Source organism: Desulfuromonadales bacterium, assembly GCA_035620395.1.
GTDB lineage: Bacteria > Desulfobacterota > Desulfuromonadia > Desulfuromonadales > DASPGW01 > DASPGW01.
Window position 1 is genome coordinate 1 of the sequence record DASPGW010000030.1, and the last position, 2,496, is coordinate 2,496.

Genomic DNA, 2,496 nt, shown 5'->3' on the forward strand with positions numbered 1-2,496 from the left:
CCGACTCCCACGCCGAACTGAACGTCTACGACACTCTCCGCCGTCAGCTGCCGGGCAGCTGGACGGCGCGGGATTCCCTGTGCCCCTTCACCACCTTTCCCGACCTCCCTTCAGCAGACGCCACACCCCAGCACAACCGGCACGACCCGATTCACGGCATGCAAAATCACCCGCGTCCAGGGGAACCCCTTGCCGCCAGATATAATAAAGCCTATCCGGCAGACTGTTCTTGTGGCGGAATATAACGGAGCTGCGCGCCTTCATCAGTTTTGGGGGAGGTAGTGGTGCCATGGCGTTGAAGGAGGAGGAATGAGCGGTTTTTTGCTGCTGGCAGTCGTCGTCTTGATTGTCATTGCCGTCCTTGGGTTTGTTGCCGCGCAAAAGGGCAGGGGAACAGCTTCTGGCCCGGAAGAGCCCGCCTTCGCAGCCCGCAAATATCTGTTCAGCCCGGCCGAGCGGTCTTTTCTTGGCGTGCTGGAGCAGGCGGTGGCGGGGGAATTCAAGGTGGTCGGCAAGGTGCGCCTGGGGGACCTGATCCAGCCGGCCAAGGGGCTCTCGCAAAGCCGGCGGACCAGCCTGCGGAACCGCATCCAGCAGAAGCATGTCGATTTTGTGCTCTGCCGCCCGGATACTCTCGAAGTGGCCGGGGTGGTGGAACTGGATGACGCTTCGCACGGCCGCAAGGACCGGGCCGACCGCGATGATTTTGTCGACACGTCACTCGCCTCGGCCGGTGTGCCGGTGCTGCACTTCCCGGCGCGCAAGGCGTATGCGTTGGCGGAGGTGCGGGCGATGCTGACGGAGGGTTTTGCCTGGAAGGCGGCGGAGGTCGAGCCGCCGAAGGTTCAGGAAGTGAACGAGGCGCCGGCTGAAACCCTTGCTCCTTTGCCGGTTGGTCAGCCTACAGCGGTTCAGGCAGAAGCGACTGTTGTGCCCACTGTGACGGAACCCCCTGCCGCAGAAAAGCCGGCCGGCCCGGTCTGTCCGGCCTGCAGTTCGGAGATGGTCAAGCGGCAGGCCAGGAAGGGGCAACATGCGGGGAAGTGGTTCTGGGCGTGTTCGGGGTATCCGAATTGTCGGAAGATTGTGGCGGTGGGGAGTTGAGGAAGTTGTCAGCGGAGGACATTTAAAGCCTGTGAACGACAAGACCCGATACGATACCTCCGATTTGCCGGAGAACCAGTTCGAGCCCGGTTCAGATGGGGCGGTGTTGCGCAATCTCAGGGGGATTACCTCCCGGCATGAGATGGAGCTGGCCGAGACCCGGGAGCTGCTCCGGGCGACGGAGGAAGCCCTCGATACCTACAGTCTGGAGCATCGTTTTACGGCGGCTGACATCTGCGCCCTGCATCAAAACTGGCTTGGTTCGATCTATGGGTGGGCGGGCAGATATCGGCAGGTGATGATGAGCAAGGGCGGCTTTCCTTTTGCCGCGCCTATGCACATCCCTTCGCTCATGGCTGAGTATGAGAGAACTGCGCTGAGGCAGTTCACCCCCTGCCAGTTTGCCGACCAGCAACAGATCGCCCTGGCCCTGGCCACCGTTCACGCGGAATTGGTGCTGATTCACCCGTTCAGGGAAGGGAACGGGAGGCTGGCCCGTCTGCTGTCCACCCTGATGGGTCTTCAGGCCGGATTGCCAATTCTCAGATTTTCCCTGATGGACGAACAGCGGGAGAGATACTTCGCCGCGGTCCAGGCGGGTCTTGATCTAAACTATGAGCCGATGCGGAGCTTGTTCGTCGAGATTATCGAGAGGTGCGCGTAGGGCGCTCGGGCAGAGGCTTGGAGATCGCCTGCCACTCTTGCGTAGTCAGACGGATGCCTTCGACCGCCGAGGAAGACGCGACGGATTCGAGAATAGCCTGCCTGCGCTGCTGAGGGTCGGCCAGGTGCGGATTGGATTGGCTGAGAGGTTTCGATTTCATGAGGCGATTATAGCAGGAATCGGCAGTGGTTACACCCGTTTTTCTGGTTGAAACGGTGGTCGGGGCTGCCGCAGTTTCCCGGTTGCCTTTATGTGTCAGGTGGACCTTGGACCCGGGACTCGGGACCTTGGACCAGGAATTTTAGGATGACGCTGCGGGAGGGGAGGGGGAGTGGCCGGGATTTCTGGGGGTGTTTACGGTATCCGCGGTGCAGGGCGACGTTGGGGTATAAAGCTGAGGCGGCCTGACAGTCCTACCGGGTTGGATGTCGACGGTGGTGAGATGGCTATCAATGGGTTTTCAGCTCGTGGAACCTGTGCCGGTTTCAGTCGGAACGTTTGAGTTTGACAGGGGAGACGGGATGAAGGTATTTTCAGGTCGGCCATTTTTTGATCTGAGGTCTGTGATGGATCGGGAGGAAGTCAAAATGGATCGTTGAAACCGCTCGGTGCCGGTGAGGCGCGGGCGGTTTTTTTCAGGCAGAGCACACATTAAAGGAGGGGGATATGCTGGCTTCAAGTGAACGTATCGAAAGGACGATCCTGCTAATCCGTGGGCAGAAAGTGAT

Annotated in this window: 3 protein-coding genes; all 3 read left to right on the forward strand. The window is 60.1% G+C overall.

Annotated features, from left to right (window positions below):
• The coding region (locus VD811_01880) for a hypothetical protein (GenBank protein HXV19722.1) at positions 1-245 on the forward strand (245 nt) is incomplete at its 5' end.
• 64 nt (positions 246-309) lie between these two features.
• A complete protein-coding gene (locus VD811_01885; protein HXV19723.1) occupies positions 310-1,104 on the forward strand; it encodes a DUF2726 domain-containing protein in 795 nt (264 codons plus the stop codon).
• A gap of 31 nt (positions 1,105-1,135) precedes the next feature.
• A complete protein-coding gene (locus VD811_01890; GenBank protein HXV19724.1) occupies positions 1,136-1,768 on the forward strand; it encodes a Fic family protein in 633 nt (210 codons plus the stop codon).
• Positions 1,769-2,496 lie beyond the last annotated feature (728 nt).

Excerpts from the sequence above, each read along its gene's own strand:
- VD811_01885 (HXV19723.1), top strand. The coding sequence starts at position 310 with ATGAGCGGTTTTTTGCTGCTGGCAGTCGTCGTCTTGATTGTCATTGCC.